Genomic DNA, 20,016 nt, shown 5'->3' with positions numbered 1-20,016 from the left:
ACGATGAAGAGGATCGCACGATCACTCCGAAACGCCCTGCCGATCCAGGGCTGGCTACTCCTGGCCGCGTTGTGTGTCCTGTCCGTCCTGCTGGCGTCGATCACGAACGCCCACTACGGCCCGGACTCCCGGATCTACCTGGCGTGGACGTACTGGTACCTCGGTCATCCGCAGGCCGACGCGGCGCAACTCGCCTACAACTACCTCGCGGACGACCCTGGCCTGGCCGACTGCTGGTCGTGCTGGCCGGACGACTACCACTCGAGCTTCTTCACTGGTCCGTACGCGGCGGTGGTCGGCCCGCGGATCCTGCTGCCGCTGCTCAGTGCGCCGTTCGTCGCGCTGTTCGGGCCGGCCGGCCTGATGGTGGTCCCGATCATCGGCTACGCGCTCGCGATCGTCGCGACCGTCCTGCTGGCGTCCCGGCTGTGGGGGCCGCGGTGGGCGCTGGTCGCCGGTGCGATGCTGCTGCTCCCGGTCTCGGTCTCGCGCTGGAGCGTCGTCGCGCACACCGAGGGTCCGGCGTTCGCGCTGCTCGTGCTTCCGCTCCTGCTTCTCCCGCTGGCCAAGCGGGTCACCCGCACGCACGTCGTCTGGTACGTGGTCCTCGTTGCGGTCGGGATGCTCAACCGGCAGTTCGCGATCGCGTTGCCGGTGGCGGTCGCTGCGGCCTGGCTGCTGGTCGCGGTCCGTGACCGGGCGTTCCGCAACGCCTGGCTGCCGTTCGCGGTCTGGGGCAACGTCGTCGGGTTCGGCGTTCTCGCCGCGCAGATGGTGATCACGCCGCGGATCTTCGGTGGTGAGGAACTGGCGCTGAGCCAGCGCTTCGACGATCTTGCCGTGAAGTACTTCGGCGTCCGCGGTGTCGCCGCACTCCCGGACGTGACCTGGAACATCATCCACTCGGACCTGATGCGGGTGCGGTACGACCTGGCGCTCGTGGCGCTGCTGATCGCGGCCACGGTGGCCGTGGTCTGGCGCTTCCGCAGCGAGCTGTCCGCGCTGGCCGCCGGTGCGTTCGCGGTGGTCAGCGCGATCAACATCGTGGAGTTCTGGCCGGCCGCTTTCCGCTACCACGCGCCGATCGTCCCGTTGCTCGTGCTGGCCGTCGTCGCGCTGCTCGTCGATCTTTGGGGTCCGATCCGCAGACGGCCCTCCCGGTCCACCGAGGCCGGGCTGCGGGAACCGGTGCCGCTATCGCAGCGGGCCCGGCGGTGGGAGCCGATGCGCTGGGTCGGCAAGCTGCCGGTACACGCCTGGGCGACGATTGTCGGCCTGGCGCTCGCCGGCATCGCGGTGTCGGTGAACCGAACCTGGCAGTTCAGCCCGACCAGCATGTACCACCTGGCGTGGACGTACCGGCTCCTCGGCCACTCGCCGGCCGACGCGACCGCTCTGACCTACCAGGAACTGTCCGACAAGGCGTTCTTCCGCGACGACTGCACCGGTTGGTCCTGTTGGCAGGACGGCAACACGTGGCTGTTCGAGCACGCCGGATCCGCCGACCCGAACCTGATCTACCCGCTGCTCTCCGCACCGTTCGTGGCGGTGCTGGGCGCTCCGGGACTGCTCGTCGTCCCGCTCGTCTCGTTCGTGGCCGTGATCGGGATGCTGACGTACTTCGCGGCCTCGCGGTGGGGCGCGCTGGCCGGAGCGGTCACCGGTGTGGTGTTCGTGATCAGCGACCGGATCGCGGTGGCGTCGCTGACCGGTTCGGCCGACATGCTCGCGATCGCGCTCTGCTGTGCCTGTCTGTTCACGCTGCCGCTGGACGGACGCCGGGGACGCCGGGAACTGGTGACGTTCGCGGTGCTGGTCGGGCTGCTGCTCGGGGCGCGCGCACCCGGGATGGCGCTGGTGGGCGCCGTCGCGGTCGCGTGGGCTGTCGCCGCGTGGCGCGATCGTTCGGTGCGCAACCCGTGGCTGCCGTACGCGGCGGTCTCGACCGGCCTCGCGGTGCTGATGATCGGGCTGGGCCAGCTGACCCCGATCGCCGACGCTCGTTATCTCGGGCGGGCGAGCGAGTTGACCGACGGCGGCAACGTCCTCGCAGCGCTGGCCGAGCGGATCGCGCACACCGCGAAGCTCGACGCCCAGTACCTCGCGGTCGACGCCGTGGTCTGCGCGGTGTTGGTGCTGGCGGCCGCCGTGGCGCCGTTCCGGGCGCGCAAGGACCCGCTCGCCGCGATGGCGCTCGGCGGCGTGGTCGTGGCCGCGCTGCTCGAGATCATGACCGGCGTACCGTCTGGCGTCCGGCAGTTCAGCCCGGTGTTCCCGATTCTGCTGCTCACCGCGATGGGGGTGCTGGCCGGGCTCTTCGAGCGGCTCGGGCCCTGGGAGGTACCCGGCGTCCGGGCGCCGGCGGCGCTGCCTCCTGCGCCCCCGCCGCTGGTGCTGACGATCCCCTCGGAGCCCGCAGCAAACGGTGCAAACGCCCATAATTCGCGTTAATCCTGCTACCGTCGTCGCGCGTCGAACCCTTCCCCTCCGTCGTGAACCGGCGGCTGTTCGAACGGCACAATCAATGAACGACGACGGCGAACTCTACGACGAACGCCGGATCGCCGCAGTGGACCGCGCCACCGCGATCCTCGCTGGTGTTCCGCTCTCGATGGATGCGATCGCCGGTGCGGCGGCGAGCGTGGCAAGCGCTCCGATGGGCGTCGTCTCACTGGTGGACGGCGAGTGGGACCGCCTCGTCGGCCTGTACGGGGTCGACGGCGTGTTCAAGCTCACCAGGCGAATCGCGGTGGCGGACTCGCTGTGCCGCACGGTCGTGGCGTCCGGTGAACCAGTGTGGATCGCCGACACGGCCTCCGATCCGCGGTCGGCCGGCGCGGCGGTCGTCTCCTACGTCGGCATCGGCGCGTTCGCCGCGGTGCCGCTGCGCGGGTCGGACGGTGCGGTCGTCGGAAGCATCTGTGCGCTCGACGCCGTCCCGCGGGAGTGGAACGCCGACCAGCGGGCCGCGCTGGACGGCGTCGCGGCGACCACCGGCCTGCTGCCCGGCATCGCGGGGGTCGCGGCCGAGCTGACCGTGAACCTGCTCGACCTGGTGCCGCTGCTCGACGCGTTGGCCGAGTCGTTCGTGGTCGTCGACGGCGACGGCGCGATCCTGGCCTGGAACGCCGCCGCGACCACGACGTTCGGGTGGACGCGGGACCAGGCGCTCGGCCACCCGCTGCACCAGTTGCTGTTCCCGGACCGCGACGCGGTGACGATTCGCGCGATCCTGGCGACGCTCGCCGCGCTGCCGTCGTCCGCGCGCGGTGCGGTCCGCCGCCAGACGATGTGGGCGACGACCCGCGACGGGCTGCGGATGCCGGTGGACGCGGCGATCCGGGCCGTGCCGGGCGCCGGAGGGACACGGATCTGTGTCTCGATGCTCGACGCCTCGCTCCGGTTCGATGCCGAAGCGGAGGTCATTCGGCGCGAAGGGTTCCTCCAGGCGGTGCTCAACAGCCTCGACACCGCGGTGTTCGCCTGCGACACGACGGGCAGGCCGATCTTCGGCAACCCGGCGTTGCTCAACCTGATGGAGACGCAACCGAGCTCGCTCATCGACGCCGCGCTACGGCTCCGCATGCACGTCCGGGACGTCGACGGGAAACGGCTGGATCCCGCCGATTACCCGAGCAACCGGGCGCTGGCCGGGGAAACCGTCCGGGACGTCGTGCTCGGCTTCCACGCTCCGGGGCGACCGCCACGGCGCTTCCTCGCGAACGCCGAGCCGATCCTGGTCGGAGCAGAGGCGAGTGGCGCAGTGGTAGCGCTGCGTGACGTCACCGAGGTCAGCCGGGAGCAGCACCTCTGGGACTGCGAACTCGACGTCGCCCGGCTGCTGCTGCGCACCGGTTACACACCGGAGACCGCGGGGCGTCTGGTCGAGACCGTCGCGGCCGCGGTGCCGGGGGCGCGCGTACGCCTGTGGCTCGTCGACCCCGCACCGACCGCGGACGCCTCCTCCGACGAAACGGTGCTTGAGCTGGTCGCGGACTCGGCCGGACGCACCGGGCGGATGCGGCTGTGCCGTGGCGACGGCACCGTCGGAGCGGCGTGGGCGGACGGGGCGCCGATTTTCCGGCGTTCGGCGGGTGGACCGGCCCCCGCTGATGCGGAAAATCCGGGCGTCGTGGTTCCGGTGCCGGGGATCAAGGCCGTGCTCGGCGTCCTCGACGCGGAGCTACCCGACGAGGCGGACCCGGACGAGATCGCGTCCCACCTCAGCCGGGTCGCCGCCGACCTCGGCCATCACCTCGACCGACGGGGCTGACGTCGTCACTCGAGTGCGCGTGGGTATCGAGCCTCGATGCCGTCCAACATGATGTCGATCGTCAGCGTGAACAACGCCGACGACGTCTGCGGCTCGGTCCGGTCGGCCAGCGCGGTCACGGTTGGATACCGATCGGCCGGCAGGTCGCGGTAGACCTCAGGACGCAGCGGCTCGGGCCGATCCCGCTCGCCGGTGGCACGCTGAGCTGCGAAAACGGCCTGCCCGAGTACGGTGGTGACGATGACCGTGTACATCGGCTGCACGTCGGCGGGCGAGAACCCGTAGTCGAGCATCCGGCGCAGGCAGGCCTCCCGTCCGCGGACGGCGTTCGGCCCGAGCAGCGGCGTCCGGAGCGCGACCGGCAGCAGGTGCGGATGGTCGATCAGCGCCGCCCGTAGCAGGTGCGCCTGGTTGCGGAAGTCCTCCCGCCAGGTGGGCTTCGGCGTCCCGAACTCGACCGACCCCAGAACGTGGTCGACGACCTCGACCAGCAGTTCTTCGCGGTTGGCGACGTGCCGGTACAGCGACGCCGCCCCGGTGCCGAGCTGGTCGGCGAGCCTCCGCATGGTCAGCGCGGCCAGGCCTTCGCCGTCGACGATCGCGAGCGCGGTCTCGGTGATCTGCTCGGTCGTCAGGCCTCCCGGGCGGTGGCGACGACGGTCGCGTGCGGCCCGACGCTCCCGCCACCACGCGGCGCTGCCCGGCGAGGGGGACTGCCTGGTGATCTCGGTCTCGGGCTCCGCGGGGGCGGTCGAGGAGTTCATCGGCTCATCTTGACGCACACTCCGAGCGACTTATCATTACGCGAACGTTGTTCGCATAGGGGCGCGGTGACTTCGGGGTGGGGCTCCGCGACGCCACGGGTACGAAATTCCTCGTGCCGTGCGCCCACCCGCGAAATATGGAGAACACAAACCCATGGCCCGTCACGTACCCGAAACCGCCGCTACCCACGAGGGAACCCTGGCCGGCTGGCAGCTGGCGATCGTGGCGACGATGAGCCACGCGCCGCTGATCGTCGCGTGGGTGGCAATCCCCGGTGCTTTCCAGTTCGGGCACGTCGTCGCGATGCCGCTGGTCTATGTCCTCGGCGGCTTCGCGCTGCTCTGCGCCGCGCTGGCGTTCACCAGCATGGCGCGCCGGGTGCGGCACCCCGGAGGCCTGTACGCGTTGGTCACGCACGGCCTCGGTCCGGCGATCGGGCTCGGTGTCGCGGGCGTCGTCCTGATCTCGTACCTCGGTTCGCTGGTCTCGCTGTACGCCGTGTTCGGGTTGGTGCTCTCCGGTTTGTCCGTCGACATCCTCGACGTCAACCTGCCGAGCGAGATCGCGGCCGTGCTCGGCGTCATCGCGGTTTCGCTGCTCAGCATGGTTCGGCTGCGGCGGGTGATCTGGCTGCTCGGCGGGCTGCTGGTTGCGCAGATCGTGGTGCTGGTCTGGTTCGACGTGCGGGCGCTGCAACTGCCGATGGCGTCCGAGGATTTCACCGCGCCGCTCCACCCAGGCTGGCTGTTCAGCGGCTCGTTCGGTGTCGCGCTGTGCTTCGCGGTCACCGCGTTCATCGGCCTGGACACGAGCCTGAACTTTGTCCGGGACGTCCGGGAGCCCCGCAGATCGGTGCCGCGCGCGGCCTACGTCGCGGGCATCGTCATGACCACGGCGTCGGCGCTGAGCGCGTGGGCGGTCGGTGCGGCCACCAGCGGACAGGCGCGGGCCGCGGTGGCGCCGGACGACGTCGCGACCACGGCCGGGACGACCGGGCAGTCACTGTTCACGCTGATCGCGCGGATCGTCGGGCCGGAAGAGGCACCGGGCGTCGCTCGGCTGATCATGTTCACGCTGCTGCTGGCCACGGTCGGTACCGCGGTCGTGCTGCACAAGGCAGTGAACCGGCAGCTGTCCGGGCTGGCGATGGACGGCGTGCTGCCGGCGGCGTTCCGGCTCGGTGCTCCAGGCGTTTGGCACGTGCGGGCGGTGGTTCCGGCGCTGGCCGCGATCGGTGCCGTCGCGGTCATCGCGACCGACGACCGGGTGTACGCGCTCTGGCTCGGCCTGGTGAGTGGTCTCGGCATCACCGGTGCGCTGGCGCTGACGTCGGTGGGTGCGCTGGTGTGGTTCCTCCGCAGCGACGAGGACGAGAGCGAGCTGCGCGGCTGGGAGTTCCGCGCGGTCGCCGGTGCCGTGGCCGCGGTGGTGACCGGCTTCGTGTTCATCTTCGGCCTGTTGCGCCTGTCGTCGGTGTTCCCGCCCGCGGACGGTCGGCCCTCGTGGTTGCTCGCCGCGTTGATCGGGGCGGCGTTCACCGCCGGGCTGGTCGCTGCGGCGATGCTCAAGGCCAGCCGCCCTGCCGTGTACGCGTCGATTGGCCGCTTCCGTTCGAACAACGACGATTCGGACGCCAAGGAGCCGGCGGTTTCCGGCGCGACGTGGGAGCCCCGGTTCTCGACAGGGGTGCCGGGAGTTCCGGGCGTACCGCTCGACGCAGTACCGGCACAGAGCCGGCCGCCGGCGGCAGAGCAGTACGCACCCAGCCCATCGGCACCCGCGCCGTCCGCGGCAGCGCCGTATGGCGCCGCGCCGACGTCCCCTGCGCCGTCGTACGGGGCTGCGCCCACAACCCCCGCGCCGTCGTATGGCGCCGCGCCGACGTCTCCCGCGCCTTACGCGCCGGAGCTGCCGCCGTCCGCGCCGTACGCGCCCCAGGCCGTGCCGCCTGCGGCGGCGCCGTTGGGGCCGGCGCCGACGTCTCCCGCGCCCTATGCGCGTGAGCCCTACGCGCCGGAGCCGTCGTCGCCCGCGCCGTTCGCGTCCGAGGCGGCGCCGTTCGCGCCCGAGGCGGCGCCGTATGCGTCCGAGGCCGCGCCGTATGCGTCCGAGGCCGCGCCGTATGCGTCCGAGGCTGCGCCGTATGCGTCCGAGGCGGCGCCGCCTGGGGCGGGGCCGGACAATCATTCGTGGTGGGGCCACCGGGCCTGAGGTCCGCGCCGCACGGCGTCAGGCGAACGTGCCGTGGACCTCGACGCTGTCACCGTCGGCGGTGGCGGTCGCGGAGTACGCGTCGTCCCCGGCGTCCCGGCCGCCGCTGGCGTGGTTGTACTGGCCCGCGAACACGTAGCTACCCGGCGCCAGCGTCGCCCCGGCGCGCAGCCGGAAGCGGTAGTACAGCCACCCGGACTGCTCCCGCACCGCGGTGATCAGCTTGTCGTTCGGGATGCTGCTCCAGCTGCCGGTCGTCCGCACCCCGCTGGTCAGCGCGACCCGGATCGTGACGTCCAGTGCGGTGACCGTCTCGTCGTTCTTCAGCGTCACGTTGCTCTGCGACCAGACCGAGATCGAGTGCGGATCGATCGACCCGTCCGACCACAGGAAGTGGTCCTCGGGCGCGTTCCCGCGCGGGATGTCTTCGATCGGTAGCGACGCGGGTGCTTCGCTCGTCCGTGACGGTGAGCTCGGTTGCGACGGCGAGGCCGACGGCGTGCCGGACGGCGAGGGCGAACCCGGCGACGGTGCCTCCGCCGTGGGCGACGCCGCACTCGGCGCCACCGGGACAGCCGGCGCGCTCGCGGCGTCGCCCGGCGTCTGGCGTCCGAATTGATCAACGGCGAGCCAGGTGCCGCCGACGCCGAGCGTCGTCACCATGATGATTGCGGCCGCGGCTGCCATCGGGCGGAACCGACCGCTCGGCCCGGCCGCAGGCCGGAAGGCCACGGAGAATCGATGGGCGCCGCCGGTCCCGGCGCGGCGGCGGTTGATCCGCGCGAGCATCGCGGCTCGGTCGGGCTGGTGCTCGTCGGCCGCGGTCCGTAGCCGGATCCGGAGCTCCTCGTCGCTCATCGCAGCCCTCCCGCCCGGTTGGGCGCGAGCGCGACCCGGGGATCGGACTGCGCCGAGGACTCGGCGAGGAAGCCCGCGAGCTGGGCCGCGCCCCGTGAAGTCTGGCTCTTCACCGTGCCGACCGAGATGCCGAGGACGTCGGCGACCTCGCGCTCGGACAGGTCGAACGCGTACCGCAGAACGACGCAGGCCCGCCGCCGGTACGGCAGCCGGCGCAGCGCGGCGCGGACGTCGAGCGCGGAGGAAACGTCCGCGTCGGTCGTCGTGTGCTCCCGCCGGAACAGGGACGCCAGGCGCGCTCCGCGTTCCTCCAGCCCGTGACGGCGGTTCCAATTCCGGGCGATGTTCACGAGGACGCCGCGCGCGTACGCGAGCGGATCCGGTGCCGCGGTCACCCGGTCCCAGTACCGCCAGATCTCGGCCAGCGCATCGGCGGCGAGATCGTCCGCGACGCCGCTGTCACCGGTGATCAGCGAGGCCATCCGAGCCAACTCCACATGATGGGTCTCAAAAAATAGGTGGAAGGCGTGTTCTCGGGGCCGATCGGACACGCCTTCCACCTCCCCTCGACGCTGCCGGGTGCGTAGTCAGCGCCAGGTGATGTCCGACTCCGAATAACGACAGCTCGTGCCGTCCGGGCCGGAGCCTAGCTGCGTCGGTTCGTTGCCGGGCGTGGTGCCCTGGAACCGCGTGCAGATCTTCGTGGACTTCTTCGCATCGCCGACCACGGTGATGTTCGTCAGCGTGGCGGTGTCGCCGAAGTTGGAGTTGATGCCGGCGACGGTCTTGGTGTTCGTCACCGTGATCCGGTCGAGTACGACGTGCCGTTCGTACGACGTCGAGCAGTTACCGCAGGCCCGGTACAGCTTGCCCGCGTCCTCGACCTGGAAGTTCCGGATCGTGAGCGTGCCACCGCCGTTGTGCTGGAACACCTTGTCGCTCGCCGAGCGGGCCCCTCCGCCGTCGACGAGGTACGTGGCGGACGCGTTGCCCTTGAACGTGGCGGCGTCCTCGCCCACGTCCTCCCACCAGACGTTGATCAGCGTGCAGGAGCCGGTGCAGTGCACGCCGTCGCCTGCCGGTGCGCCGATGATGACGTTACGCAGCGTCGCGCCGTTGGCCAGCTCGAACATCGGGTCCTGGCTCTCGCTCTGGCCGCCGTCGCCGATGCCGAAGTAGCGCTTGAGCCCGCCGTCCAGCGTCCCCGAGACCTCGGTCGTCTCGTCGACCTTCACCGAACCGGTCGCGGTCGGCCAGGCGGCCGCCGTGGTGGCGCTCGTGGTCGGGGTCGCGCTCGCGCTCGTGCTCTTGGTCGGGCTGGGCGCCGTTGTCGCGGTTGCCGAGCCGATCGTCGCGGTCGGCGAGGCGGGCGCGGTGGCGGCGGTCGGCACGGGCGTCGTCGGCGCGGGCTGGGTCACGGTGCCACCCGCGGCCACCGACACGTCGTCGAACGCGGCGGTGGCGCGCAGCGTCGAGAGGCCGATCCGGCCGCGGGCGGGGAGGCCGCCACTGGCCGTGCCGACCGTCGTGCCGTCTACGGTCGCGGTGGTCCGGTCGCCGCTGACCTGCAGCGTGACCGCGTGCCACGTCCCGGTGCCGGTCCCGACCGACGCCGTGGCGAGCACGCGGACCGCGCCGCTGCTGACGGCCTGCAGCTGCGCGCGGTTGCCGGGGAGCAGAGCGAGGCGGACGAACGTCGTCGCGCTCGTGGCCCTGGCGGCGATGGTGACGGCGCTGTCAGTGCCGGTGCCGTAGCCGGTCGGCTTGACGCGGGCCTGCAGGGTGTAGTCCGTCCAGTCCGAGTCACCGGCGAAGAATCGGGCGTGCTCGCTGCCCGCATTGGCCTGACGCAGTACTCGGGAGTCGTCGCTCACCACCGACCAGGTGCCGCCGGACTTCGACCAACCGTCGGACTTGCCGTCCTCGAAGTCGTCGCTGAAGCTCGCGCCCGCCGATGCGGACACCCCGATCGCGACCGAGCCGGCCAGCAGCGCTCCCACCGCGACCGTCCCGATGGCCCACCGTCGGGCTGATCTCCTGCCGTGCTGTGCCAAACCGTCAACACTCCTGTGCTATTCACCCCGGAAACAATTGGTGATATTAGTCGGGGAAAGAGTGTCGTCAACCATTCGGAATTGCAATGGTGGGAATTCGAAAAAAGGTTGCCGGGGCATTATTTAAAAGCGGCATAACTTCGGAGGGCTGCGCATAAGGAACGGCGGGCCGCCCCGATCGGGGCGGCCCGCCGCTCGTCGGAGAGCTGACGTCAGGCCAGGTCGCGGACCACGTGGACGGCTTGTTCCTCGGCGGTCGCGCCGCCGGTCCCACGCTCGAAAGCGATCGCGTCCGGCTCGTCGTCGGTGTGAGCACCCTCGTCCGGCTCGACGAGTCGCCCGGCCTCGTCGTCGACGGCTCGTTCGACGACGTCCGGCTCCTCGCGGCGCAGCCGGTCCTCCAGCGGCTCACCCTCGCGCTGCTCGTTCGCGGTGGTGCCGAACTCGGTCACGCCGAGCGGTCGGTCGGTGGGCAGAGCCGCCGGCGACGGGCCGTCTGCCACGCGTGCGGAGTCCCGCCCCGGGTCCGCGAACGAGTCGTCGTCGGCGTAGGCCGGAAGCCCCTCGGCCTCCGGGTCGGTGACCGGATCGGCGTGGTGCTCGGTGCTCATGGATCCTCCGTCGGTCAGGTTTCTCCTGGCCTACCCATCCGTGCCATGGTCATACGTCGCACCGGTGGGCGTTCGGATCACCACCAGGCGGTGGAGCGCGGAGTAGTTCGTGCGTAAGTCCGGATGCCTGCGGACCAGATCGTGCACCGACTGATACGGGCCGTGCATTTCCCGATCGAGCATGAGGCGAGTGATCTGTTCGAACGTCAGACAGGGGACTCGCGCCAGCACGTACTCCGGTGCCGCGTTCACGTCGATCAGACCGCCGTCGCCGAACCAGCGCGGCAGGTCCGGGCGGCCGATGCGCAATTCCAGCGCCATGTGCGGGTGGTAGGTGAGGATTTGCAGCGCGCGCATGCGATCCATCTGCGCGCTGAGATCCGCGGCCTCGGCCAGCGCCCATGGCGGGCGGCGGAAGTCCGTGAGCGCGAGCACGAACGTGTGGACGGCTCCGACGAACGGTGAGACGAACAAGCCCGGGAAGGCCAGGAGGTCCGAGGCCACGAGCGGCGGCTCGGATTCGACGTAGTCCAGCTGCAACACCCAGATGACCAGCATGACGGTGAACGTCGCGTAGAGGATCGCGCTCACCGCGTTCAGCAGGCTGCGCCGCCGCACGGCGAGGTAACCGATGACCACCCAGGTGCCCGTGCCGCAGGTGAACAGCGGGATGGCGGCGAGGAGGATCGCCTTCATCCAGACGTACACGCGGGACGCGGTGGGTCTCGGTGGCGGGCCGAGCGCGGCGACGTGCACCGGCGGCCCGCCGGACAGCGGCGGGCCGTTCGGAGGCGGGTGAAACGGCGGCGAGCTGTAGGGGGGCCCGCTGTAGGGGGGCCCGCTGTGCGGCGGCGGGCTGTAGGGCGGCGAGCTGAACGGAGGCGGGCCGTGCGCCGCGGGGGCCGCCGGCAGCGGCAGGGAGGCGGGGATGTACTCCGCTGGCCGCTCGTCGGGGTCGGGAGTGGACTCCGCGGCCGTCGACGGGGCAGCCGGAGTGAGGGACGGATCGGACGCCAGGATCCGCTGGTGCAGTTCCTGGAGCCGCGCGCCCGGGTCGACCCCGAACTCGTCACCCAGATAGCGCTGGGCGTCCCGGTACGCGGCCAGCGCCTCGACCTGCCGGCCCGAGCGGTAGAGCGCGAGCATCAGCGCCGCCCGCAGGCCTTCCCGCCCGGGATACTCCTCGACCAGGAGGCTCAGCTCACTGGCCAGCCCGGCGTACAGGCCGAGTTCCAACTCGATCTCGGCCAGCGACTCCCACGCGGTTGCGTGTCCCTCGCCCAGTCGCTGCCGTGCCGTCTCGAACCACCGCCCGGAGAGCCCGGCCAGCGGCTGTCCCTGCCAGAGCTGCACCGCGCGGCGCAGTTGGAGGGCCGCGCCGTCGGCGTCGTCGTCCCGGCGGCGGGACTCAGCACTCCGCACCAGCGACTCGAACGTCTGCGCATCCAGGTCGGCGACGTTCAGCCGATACCCGCCGTCCTCCAGCGTCAGGACCCGGGAGGGTGCCCGAGGCGAGCGGTCCGGCTCCAGAACCCGGCGTAAGCCCGCGACGTACTTCTGGACGACGTTCGTGCCGTTCGCCGGGGGCGCGTCGTCCCAGACCGCGTCGACGATGCGGCTAGCCGGTACCGGGCGGTTCGCGGTGAGGAGCAGCACGGCGAGCACCGCGCGCTGCTTGCCGGGTCCGAGGTCGAGTTCGGCGTCGCCGCGCCATGCCCGAACGGGACCGAGGACGGCGAAACGCAGCGTTTGTTCGGCGTCGCCGCCCTCCACGCCGTACCTCCTCCGACGGCGCCCCCGCGCCGTCAGGACCATAGCAACCGCACAGAATCTCCCTCGGCAGTCATTCGGCAGTCGCACCGCAGTACTTCCGCAGTAGGCCTCGCCAGGCTGCGGGTGCGCGGTCACTCGCGTCCCAGCCGTCCCGACGGCACCATCGGATCGGAAGTCGAGAAGTCATGCGTTCTGCAGTGAAGCCCCGCCGAGTCCGGGCGCTGGGCGCCGGAACGGCACTCGCCCTGTGCGCGGTGCTGGTCGCCGGCTGCGGCCTGGTCGAGGAGTCTTCTCCCGTCGCGAAGGCGGTCGACAAGGTCGTCGAGAAGACGCCGGAGGAGAAGCTGATCGAAGCCGCGCCGACGGCGAGCACCGAGCCGCACGAGTACCAGATCACGCACGTGGGTGCGCCGACCACGGATGCCAACTTCAGCGGCCGGGTCAACGGTCCGGGTAAGGCGTACGACCTGCACGTGAAGTCGACCGACGCCGAGGTGGGGACGATGGCGGTCGGCTTCCTCGTGGTCGACCGGAAGGCCTGGGTACGGGTCTCCATCTCCAAGGCCGAGAGTCTGGGGCTGCCGGACATCCCGGACAAGTGGCTGCTGCTCGACCGGACGAAGGTGGCGAAGGCCTCGGACCTGCCGCTCGAGTGGGAATCCGAGGACTACGACCCGGCCGGCACCGAACGCCTGGTCAAGGCGGTGAAGTCCGCAGTAGAAACGGCCCCGGGCACCTATAGCGGCACGCTCGACCTCGTCGCGTCGGGGATCGTCGACCTCGTCGACGAGGCGGAGATGACCGAGCTCGGCGCGGAGGCCAAGAACCTGCCGTTCACCGCCACCGTCACCGGCGGTCGGCTCACCGAGTTCGCGTTGCAGGTGCCCGCAGCCGGCTCCACCAAGGCGTTCACGTATCAGGTCAAGTACAGCGGCTACGGGTCGCCCAAGCCGGTCACCACGCCCACGGCCGCCGAGGCCACGGACGCGCCCGAGTTCATCTACGAGATGTTCGACGGGGAGTGAAATGCGTCGGGCGGCCGCTGGGACGGGGGCGGCCGCCTGGCGCCACGGCCAGCCTGTGAGCTGGATAGACGTCTGCCTAAAGGGGCCTTAAGAGCCGTCGTCGGCGGCAACGCCCGATGACTCTGGACCGATAAGGTCCATGACTGAGCAACCGCAAAACCCTGGAGTTCAACCCCGTGCGATCCGCCGCTTCTCGTCCGAGCCGGGGTTCGTACCGGCGGCGGACGTCCCGACGGCTTCTGGTCTCGATCGGTCTCGTCGTCGCCTTCGGCATGACCACCGGCGCCTACGCCGCGGTCGGCCCGACGATTCGCGACGAGGCTCCGCCGCTCGCCGAGGGCTGCAGCGCGGAGGTCTGCGACGAGGAGACCCCGTCGACCGATCCCGCCCCGTCCGCGGACTCTCGTCCCCGGGTGAGCCGGTCGCACTTACCGCCGGGCGTCGGCAAGAGCTCACCGACGCCGAAGCCCGTGGGGTCCGACGGCACCGAGTTCGCGCCCTACGTCGACGTGCTGCAGTACTCGGCGGCGGAGCTGGTGGCTGTGCGGAAGGCCGGGATCACGCACCTCAACCTCGCATTCATCATCTCGGGCAGCGGTTGCTCGGCCACCTGGGACGGCGCGACCGAGGTCAGCGACGCGTCGGTCAAGAGCAAGATCTCCGCGTTCCGGGGCGCCGGTGGACAGGTTCGGATCTCGTTCGGCGGTGAGTCCGGCACCGAGCTCGCGGCGAGCTGCTCGTCGGCCGAGGAACTGGCCGCTGCGTACCAGGGCGTCATCGACACGTACTCGGCGACGAGGGTCGACTTCGACGTCGAGGGCGGTGTGCTCACCGACAGCGCGGCCAACGATCGGCGGTCGCAGGCGATCACGATCCTGCAGCGGACCGCGGCGGCTGCGGGCAAGTCGCTGGACGTATCGGTGACGCTACCGGTCAACCCGACCGGTCTCACCGCGGACGGCGTCAGCCTGCTCAACAGCGCGGCGAGCAACGGGGCGACGATCCACGCGGTGAACGTGATGGCGATGGACTTCGGCGACTCCGCGGCACCGGACCCGGACGGCCGGATGGGCTACTACGCGATCCAGTCGATGAAGGCCACGCAGAAGCAGGTCAAGAGCGCGTTCGGGCTGTCGGACTCGGCGGCCTGGTCGCGGGTCGCGGTGACGACGCTGATCGGCGTCAACGAGCCGGCCACCGAGGTGTTCACCGCGACGGACGCCAAACAGCTGACCGCGTTCGCGCGCTCGGTGGGTGCAGCCTGGGTGTCGATGTGGCAGCTCGCCCGCGACCAGCCGTGCACCGACGGCACCGAGGCGAACGCCAGCTCGGACGCCTGCTCGGGAGCGAGCGACAGCAAATACGCGGTCGCCAAGGCGTTCCTGGCCTGAGAGTTTCCCCGCCGGAGCGGACCGGGTGCTCGTCGGGTGCCTGAGCCGGTCTTCGTTCACCTCGCACCACCGCACGCCGAATCGACCCGTGTCAGCGGGCCGGGGGGTCCGCGTTTCAACGAAGCGGGGGCGTTCCGGGGATGCGGTTGGAAGCAGCGTGGGTACTGGGCTGGGTTGCCACGATCCTGGCGATCGGCTTCAACCTTCCGCAGGCGCACCGCAGCTGCGTCCGGGGCATGGTGTCCGGTATCCCGCCCGCGCGTCTCTGGCTGAGCCTGCAGAACTCAGTGCTCTGGCTGTTCTACGGCCTGTCCGGCGCCGGCGCCGTGCAGATCGTCTGCAACGCGGTGAACAGCACGATCGGTCTCGCGATCCTGGTGATGGTCTACCGGATGATGCCGCAGGCCCGCCGGACCGCGCCGCGCTGGGCGCTCGGCTTGGTCGCCGTACTGCTCGTCGCGGTGGCGCTGAACATGGTCGGCGGTCCGGCTGCGGTCGGGACCGTGGCGGCGCTCGCGACCGTGCTGCCGGGCATTCCGCAGCTGGTTTCGCTGATCCGTAACCCGGACGTCTCCGGGATCTCGCCGGTGTCCTGTGTACTGGGGCTGGCCTGCACGATCGCGTGGCTGGGCCACGGCATCCTGCTGGCGGACGCCGCGATCTGGGCGCCGAACGTATGGCAGCTGTTCATGGGGACGCTGGTGCTCGTGCTGCTGGCTCGCGCCTACCGCCGCACCCGCGCCAAGGCCGCCGCCCCGGCTCCGGCCGCCGCCCCGGCTCCGGCCGCCGCGTCGGGCGCCGTGCCGGTCGCGGCTCCGGCCGCGGCGCCGGTCGCCGTGGACGCGACCGTGGTGCTGCCCGTGCTCGCGGACCTCGCCGCCGCGCCCGCCGTGCCGGCCGCGCCCGCCGTGCCGGCCGCGCCCCCTGTGCTGGCTGTGCTGGCTGTGCCCGCTGTGCTGGCTGTGCCCGCCGTGCCGGCCGCCCACGCCGCTCTCGCGGCGGGGAGTCCGCGGCCGCTGTGCGTCACCGGCGCGCGCCTGCTGCGCACCCCGGGTTCGACGCACCCGCGCCGGGCGATGGCGCACCGCCACCCGGCCCGCGGCCGGGCGGCGGTTCGCTCCCGCGCCCGTGAGCTGACGCCCGCCTGAGCCAGCCCTCGCGTCAGAACGTAAAAACGGTCTGGACGCTCTGGCGACGGCGATCGGCCAGCTCGCAGAGGTACTCCGGCGCCTCGTCGAACGGCACCACGTCGGTGATCAAGTGTTCCCGGACCGCGCCACCGTCCGCCCGGAGAAGGTCGATCGTCTCCCCGGACAGCCGATCCCGATCCCACGCGTGCGCGGCGCCCCGCGGCACCCGGCCGATCTGCGCGCACCGCACGCTCAGCCCGTTGTGGTGGAACTCCTCGCCGAGCCGCACGACGTCCGCACCGCCCTGGTAGAACGCCAGGTCGATGACCGTGCCCTGGGGCCGCAGCAGCCGCAGCGCGAGCGCCAGTGCCTCGGCCCGTCCGCGGCACTGGAACACCACGTCGGCTCCGTGGTCAGCGGCCGCGTGCCGCCAGCGGGTCTTCAGCACGAGCGCGGCGTCCTCGGCGTCCGGGTCGAGCGTCTCCAACCCGAGCGATTCGGCGACCTGGCGGCGCGACGGGGTGGGGTCCACCACGACGACCGACGCGGCACCGTGATGCCGGGCGAACAGCGAGGTGAGCAGGCCGACCATCCCGGCGCCGATGGTGACGACTCGCCGACCGCGGACGCCGTCCCCGAGGGACCGCACCTCGCCGTACAGGTCGGCGGCCGCGTGCAGCAGGCCGTTCGCGCAGATCGGCCCGGCGTGTGCGACGTACACCCCGAGCATCGGGTCGAGGTCGGCGGGCAGCGGGACGATCCGGTCGACGAGCGGGTCCGCCCGGTAGCCGGTGCGGTGCCCGTACGCCATCGCGACCGGCGTCCCGACCTCGAACCCCGCGGACCGGCTCTCGACGACCCGGCCGACCTCCATGTAACCGAGCCGTTCGATCGGGTACCCCGCGGATTCGCCGGGCCGGAACAGCCCGAGTTCGGCGTCCCAGGTCGAGGTGGCGAACGGCGTGGTGCCCTTCACGGCGGCCAGTTCGGTGCCCGCGGACAGCCCGCTGTAGATCGTCTCGACCGCGATCCTGCCCTCGGGGAGCGGATCGCCGAGCTTCTCCTCCCGGATCACCGGACGACCCGGTTCCTCCACGACGAGTACGCGCTCAGACATCGGCATGCACCAGCTCGACCGGGCGCCGTTCGGCCACCGACGTGGCGAGTGCACAGGCGAGCTGGTGGCTGCGTAACGCGTCCACGTAGTCGACCAGTACGCCCGACCGGTCGCCGCCGACCGCGTCCAGGAACGCACGGTCGACCGCGCGCTTGGCGTCCATCGGATCCACCGGGAACCACTCGGTACCGTCCGCGGTCCGGACCTCGCAGCCGTCCTCCGACACCGCCACCGCGACGCCGTCCGCGTACAGCTCGAGCGCGGCCCGGTGCTTCCACCCGAGCCGGCAGGTGGTCGAGAGCGTCCCGACCGCACCCGACGCGAAGCGCAGCGTCGCCGCAGCGGAGCTGTCGACGTCGGCGCCCGGGGCATTCGGCGGGGAGGCGTCGGCGGCCGCGTAGACCTCCACGACTTCGCCGACCAGCACCCGGGCCAGGTCGACTACGTGCACGGCCTGTTCGATCAACTGTCCGCCCGAGCCGTCCCGGCGTGGCCACCAGCCGACCGGGGGCACCTTGTCCAGCCAGGTACCGGCAACCAGGCTGACCGGCCGGCCGGCAAGCGCTTCCCTGGCGCGCTCCAGCGCGGCCGAGTACCGCCAGTGGAATCCGACGCCGGTGACCACGTCGGCCGCGACCACCTGCGCGGCCAACTCGGCCGGTAACTCCACGTCCAGGCCCAGCGGCTTCTCCACGAAGAGCGGAACCCCGGCCGCCAGGACCGCGGCCTCCGCCGGGCCGTGGGCGAACGGTGGCACGCAGACGTAAACCGCGTCGACCTCCCGGGCCAGGAGGTCGTCGACGGACTGCTCGACGGTGGCGCCAGCCTGTTCGGCGAGCGTTCTGGCGGCGTCCGGATTCGGATCGACGACGCCGACGATCGAGACGTCCGGGAACTCGGACAGTACGGCGGCGTGTCTGGTCGCGACCCCGCCGGCTCCGACGAAGCCGACGCGGTACCGGGATGTGCGCATCCATTGCCTCCCCTGTTCGAGCGATCGGTTCCCGCTGCCGGACGACCAAAACGTGGCCCGTTTCGTTCCTTTACTGGGCGGAACGTGCCCTAGGCGCCCCCTTGCTCGCGAAAAACGGCGGCCGACCTACGTTTCATCAGGTGAAAACGGGGTGATGGCCTGCTGGGCCTGGGAGGTGCCGATGCCGACGCTTACCGTCCTGATGAATGCGGGTCCCTGGTTACCCGTACCGCCCAATGGTTACGGCGGGATCGAGAACGTGATCGCCGCGCTGATTCCGGAACTCCGTCGGCGCGGGGTACGGATCGTGCTCTCGACCGTGGGGACCAGCACGCTGCCGGTCGACGACATGGTGGTGACGTTCGCCGACGGGCAGTTCGCCCAACTGCAGCAGCCCTACAACCGTGCCGCGGGGATCGTCGCCGCGCACATGCACCAGGTCGCGCAGGAGCTGGCACGGCGTCCGGAGATCGACGTGGTGCACGACCACGTGGAAGCCTGGGGGCCGGTCGTGCTGGCTGCGGGCTCCCCGGTGCCGGTGCTCCACACCCTGCACTGGGACCTGGCGAAGCACCCCGAGCTGTACGGGAGCTTCGACGCCGGTGGCCGGGTGTTCGTCAACGGGGTCTCGGCGTCGCAGATGAACCGCGCGCCCGACGCGCTGCGTGCGCACAGCGTCGGCCACGTCTACCTGCCCACGCCACTCGCGACCGACGCCGACCAGCGTCCGCTGCCTGCGAAGGGTGACCACGGCGTCATCCTCGGCCGGATCACCCATTCCAAGGGTCAGCACATCGCCGCGCGGATGGCCCACGTGCTGGGGGAGCGGCTGGTGCTCGCCGGGCCGGTCGGCCCGTACTACCGCCCGGCGGACCTGCATGCCGCGTTGAACGAGCCGGACGGCGTCGCGCTGTCCTATCCGGACGTGCGGTACTGGCTGGAAGAGGTGGCGCCGCACGTGGACGGCGACCGCGTGCAGTGGATCGGCACCGTTGCCGGTGCGGAGCGCGATCGGCTGGTGGCCACCGCGCGGGCGACGCTGTTCCCGCTGCTGTGGGAGGAGCCGGGCGGAACCGCGGTAGTCGAATCGCTGGCGCTGGGAACCCCGGTGATCGGGCTGAGCCGCGGGTGCCTGCCGGAACTGGTCGACCAGGGCGTCACGGGTCTGCTCGCCGACGACGAGGACGGGCTGGCCGAGGCGTGGCAGTTGGCGGGCCGGATCGACCCGCGGGCGTGCACCTGGACCGCCGCCCGCCGGTTCACGCCGGCCAAGGCCGCCGACGCGTACCTGGCGCTGTACGAGCAGATCCGATCGGTGCAGCCGCCCACCGACGACCTGCTGCTGGAAGCCCCGGTGAGCTGAGCCGGACGGCCGCAGTCCGGCGCCGACCGCTCCGAGTGGAGCGGTCGGCACCGGCGCCCTGGGCTCAGCAGTCGCGGAGTTCCGGCGACTGGTTGAGGATCTGGCCGCGCACCGAGGTGAACGCGCGGTGTTCCGGGCCACCGACCGCGGACGGCCGGAACGCCGCGACCCGGTGGCAGTTCTGGAACGCCAGCGCGACACCGAAGTGCCGCTCCAACCCGCCGCGGATCGCGTCGCTCGCCAGCGCGCGCAGCAGCTGGCCGCGCTCGGCCTCGGTGGGGGGCGGGGTCGCGTCGTCGGCGAACGCGTCGGAGCCCGACTCCAGATCCGCGATCACGCGGGTGATCGTCGACCAGGCATAGGGGAGCGACTCTCGGACGCAGTCGACGAACTCGGCGTCGCTGACCTCGCCCTGCTCGGCACGCTCGAGCAACGCGGTGGGGACGTTCAGGGACATGTGATGCCTCCTCGT

General features: G+C 71.5%; 16 protein-coding genes. 7 read left to right on the top strand and 9 right to left on the bottom strand.

The window, feature by feature from the left end:
- Positions 1-3 precede the first annotated feature (3 nt).
- Together BUB75_RS40690 and BUB75_RS40685 are read left to right on the top strand one after the other, a co-directional pair.
- Positions 4-2,451 carry a hypothetical protein gene (locus tag BUB75_RS40690; RefSeq protein WP_073265615.1) on the top strand — a complete coding sequence of 816 codons (2,448 nt, stop codon included), beginning with the start codon at positions 4-6 and terminating at the stop codon, positions 2,449-2,451.
- Between the two features lie 73 nt (positions 2,452-2,524).
- On the top strand, positions 2,525-4,273 hold the full coding sequence (locus BUB75_RS40685) for a PAS domain-containing protein (protein WP_073265613.1): 1,749 nt from the start codon (positions 2,525-2,527) through the stop codon (positions 4,271-4,273).
- A gap of 5 nt (positions 4,274-4,278) precedes the next feature.
- Here BUB75_RS40685 and BUB75_RS40680 read toward each other — a convergent pair whose 3' ends face one another.
- Positions 4,279-5,037 carry a TetR/AcrR family transcriptional regulator gene (locus BUB75_RS40680; RefSeq protein ID WP_073265611.1) on the bottom strand — a complete coding sequence of 253 codons (759 nt, stop codon included), beginning with the start codon at positions 5,035-5,037 and terminating at the stop codon, positions 4,279-4,281.
- Positions 5,038-5,191: 154 nt separating this feature from the next.
- On the opposite strand from BUB75_RS40680, the gene BUB75_RS40675 reads away from it, so the two are divergent.
- Positions 5,192-7,249 (top strand): APC family permease, encoded by a 2,058-nt coding sequence (locus BUB75_RS40675; protein WP_073265609.1) that lies wholly within the window; start codon positions 5,192-5,194, stop codon positions 7,247-7,249.
- An 18-nt stretch (positions 7,250-7,267) separates the two neighbouring features.
- Here the strand turns inward: BUB75_RS40675 and BUB75_RS40670 are convergent, their stop codons facing one another.
- From BUB75_RS40670 to BUB75_RS40650, 5 genes are all read right to left on the bottom strand, one after another.
- A complete protein-coding gene (locus tag BUB75_RS40670) occupies positions 7,268-8,107 on the bottom strand; it encodes a hypothetical protein (RefSeq protein ID WP_073265607.1) in 840 nt (279 codons plus the stop codon).
- On the bottom strand, positions 8,104-8,667 hold the full coding sequence (locus BUB75_RS40665) for a SigE family RNA polymerase sigma factor (protein WP_084742370.1): 564 nt from the start codon (positions 8,665-8,667) through the stop codon (positions 8,104-8,106). The genes BUB75_RS40670 and BUB75_RS40665 overlap by 4 nt, the downstream gene beginning before the upstream one ends.
- A gap of 27 nt (positions 8,668-8,694) precedes the next feature.
- On the bottom strand, positions 8,695-10,107 hold the full coding sequence (locus BUB75_RS40660) for a pectate lyase (protein ID WP_218618075.1): 1,413 nt from the start codon (positions 10,105-10,107) through the stop codon (positions 8,695-8,697).
- Between the two features lie 266 nt (positions 10,108-10,373).
- The gene (locus BUB75_RS40655) at positions 10,374-10,772 is read right to left on the bottom strand and encodes a DUF5709 domain-containing protein (protein WP_073265603.1); all 399 of its coding nucleotides are present in this window, start codon (positions 10,770-10,772) and stop codon (positions 10,374-10,376) included.
- Between the two features lie 30 nt (positions 10,773-10,802).
- A complete protein-coding gene (locus BUB75_RS40650) occupies positions 10,803-12,545 on the bottom strand; it encodes an AfsR/SARP family transcriptional regulator (protein ID WP_073265601.1) in 1,743 nt (580 codons plus the stop codon).
- A 185-nt stretch (positions 12,546-12,730) separates the two neighbouring features.
- Between BUB75_RS40650 and BUB75_RS40645 the strand changes: the two genes are divergently transcribed.
- From BUB75_RS40645 to BUB75_RS40635, 3 genes are all read left to right on the top strand, one after another.
- Positions 12,731-13,570: a hypothetical protein gene (locus BUB75_RS40645; protein WP_143175735.1), complete on the top strand. Its 840-nt coding sequence runs from the start codon at positions 12,731-12,733 to the stop codon at positions 13,568-13,570.
- Between the two features lie 272 nt (positions 13,571-13,842).
- Positions 13,843-14,961, top strand: coding sequence for a chitinase (locus BUB75_RS40640; RefSeq protein ID WP_143175734.1), 1,119 nt, complete (start codon positions 13,843-13,845; stop codon positions 14,959-14,961).
- A 140-nt stretch (positions 14,962-15,101) separates the two neighbouring features.
- Positions 15,102-16,109, top strand: a complete 1,008-nt coding sequence (locus BUB75_RS40635; protein WP_073265595.1) for a SemiSWEET family transporter — start codon at positions 15,102-15,104, stop codon at positions 16,107-16,109.
- A 13-nt stretch (positions 16,110-16,122) separates the two neighbouring features.
- Here BUB75_RS40635 and BUB75_RS40630 read toward each other — a convergent pair whose 3' ends face one another.
- Both BUB75_RS40630 and BUB75_RS40625 read right to left on the bottom strand, forming a co-directional pair.
- The gene (locus BUB75_RS40630; protein WP_073265656.1) at positions 16,123-17,208 is read right to left on the bottom strand and encodes a zinc-dependent alcohol dehydrogenase; all 1,086 of its coding nucleotides are present in this window, start codon (positions 17,206-17,208) and stop codon (positions 16,123-16,125) included.
- Positions 17,201-18,181 (bottom strand): Gfo/Idh/MocA family protein, encoded by a 981-nt coding sequence (locus tag BUB75_RS40625; RefSeq protein ID WP_073265591.1) that lies wholly within the window; start codon positions 18,179-18,181, stop codon positions 17,201-17,203. The genes BUB75_RS40630 and BUB75_RS40625 overlap by 8 nt, the downstream gene beginning before the upstream one ends.
- Positions 18,182-18,362: 181 nt before the next feature.
- Between BUB75_RS40625 and BUB75_RS40620 the strand changes: the two genes are divergently transcribed.
- The gene (locus BUB75_RS40620; protein WP_073265653.1) at positions 18,363-19,544 is read left to right on the top strand and encodes a glycosyltransferase; all 1,182 of its coding nucleotides are present in this window, start codon (positions 18,363-18,365) and stop codon (positions 19,542-19,544) included.
- A gap of 64 nt (positions 19,545-19,608) precedes the next feature.
- Here the strand turns inward: BUB75_RS40620 and BUB75_RS40615 are convergent, their stop codons facing one another.
- Entirely contained in the window at positions 19,609-20,001 is a 393-nt protein-coding gene (locus BUB75_RS40615) for an SCO5389 family protein (RefSeq protein WP_073265589.1), read from the bottom strand.
- Positions 20,002-20,016 lie beyond the last annotated feature (15 nt).

Origin of the sequence: Cryptosporangium aurantiacum (assembly GCF_900143005.1) — a bacterium.
Classification (GTDB): Bacteria; Actinomycetota; Actinomycetes; order Mycobacteriales; family Cryptosporangiaceae; genus Cryptosporangium; species Cryptosporangium aurantiacum.
This window is presented reverse-complemented; position numbering and strand designations above follow the sequence as displayed.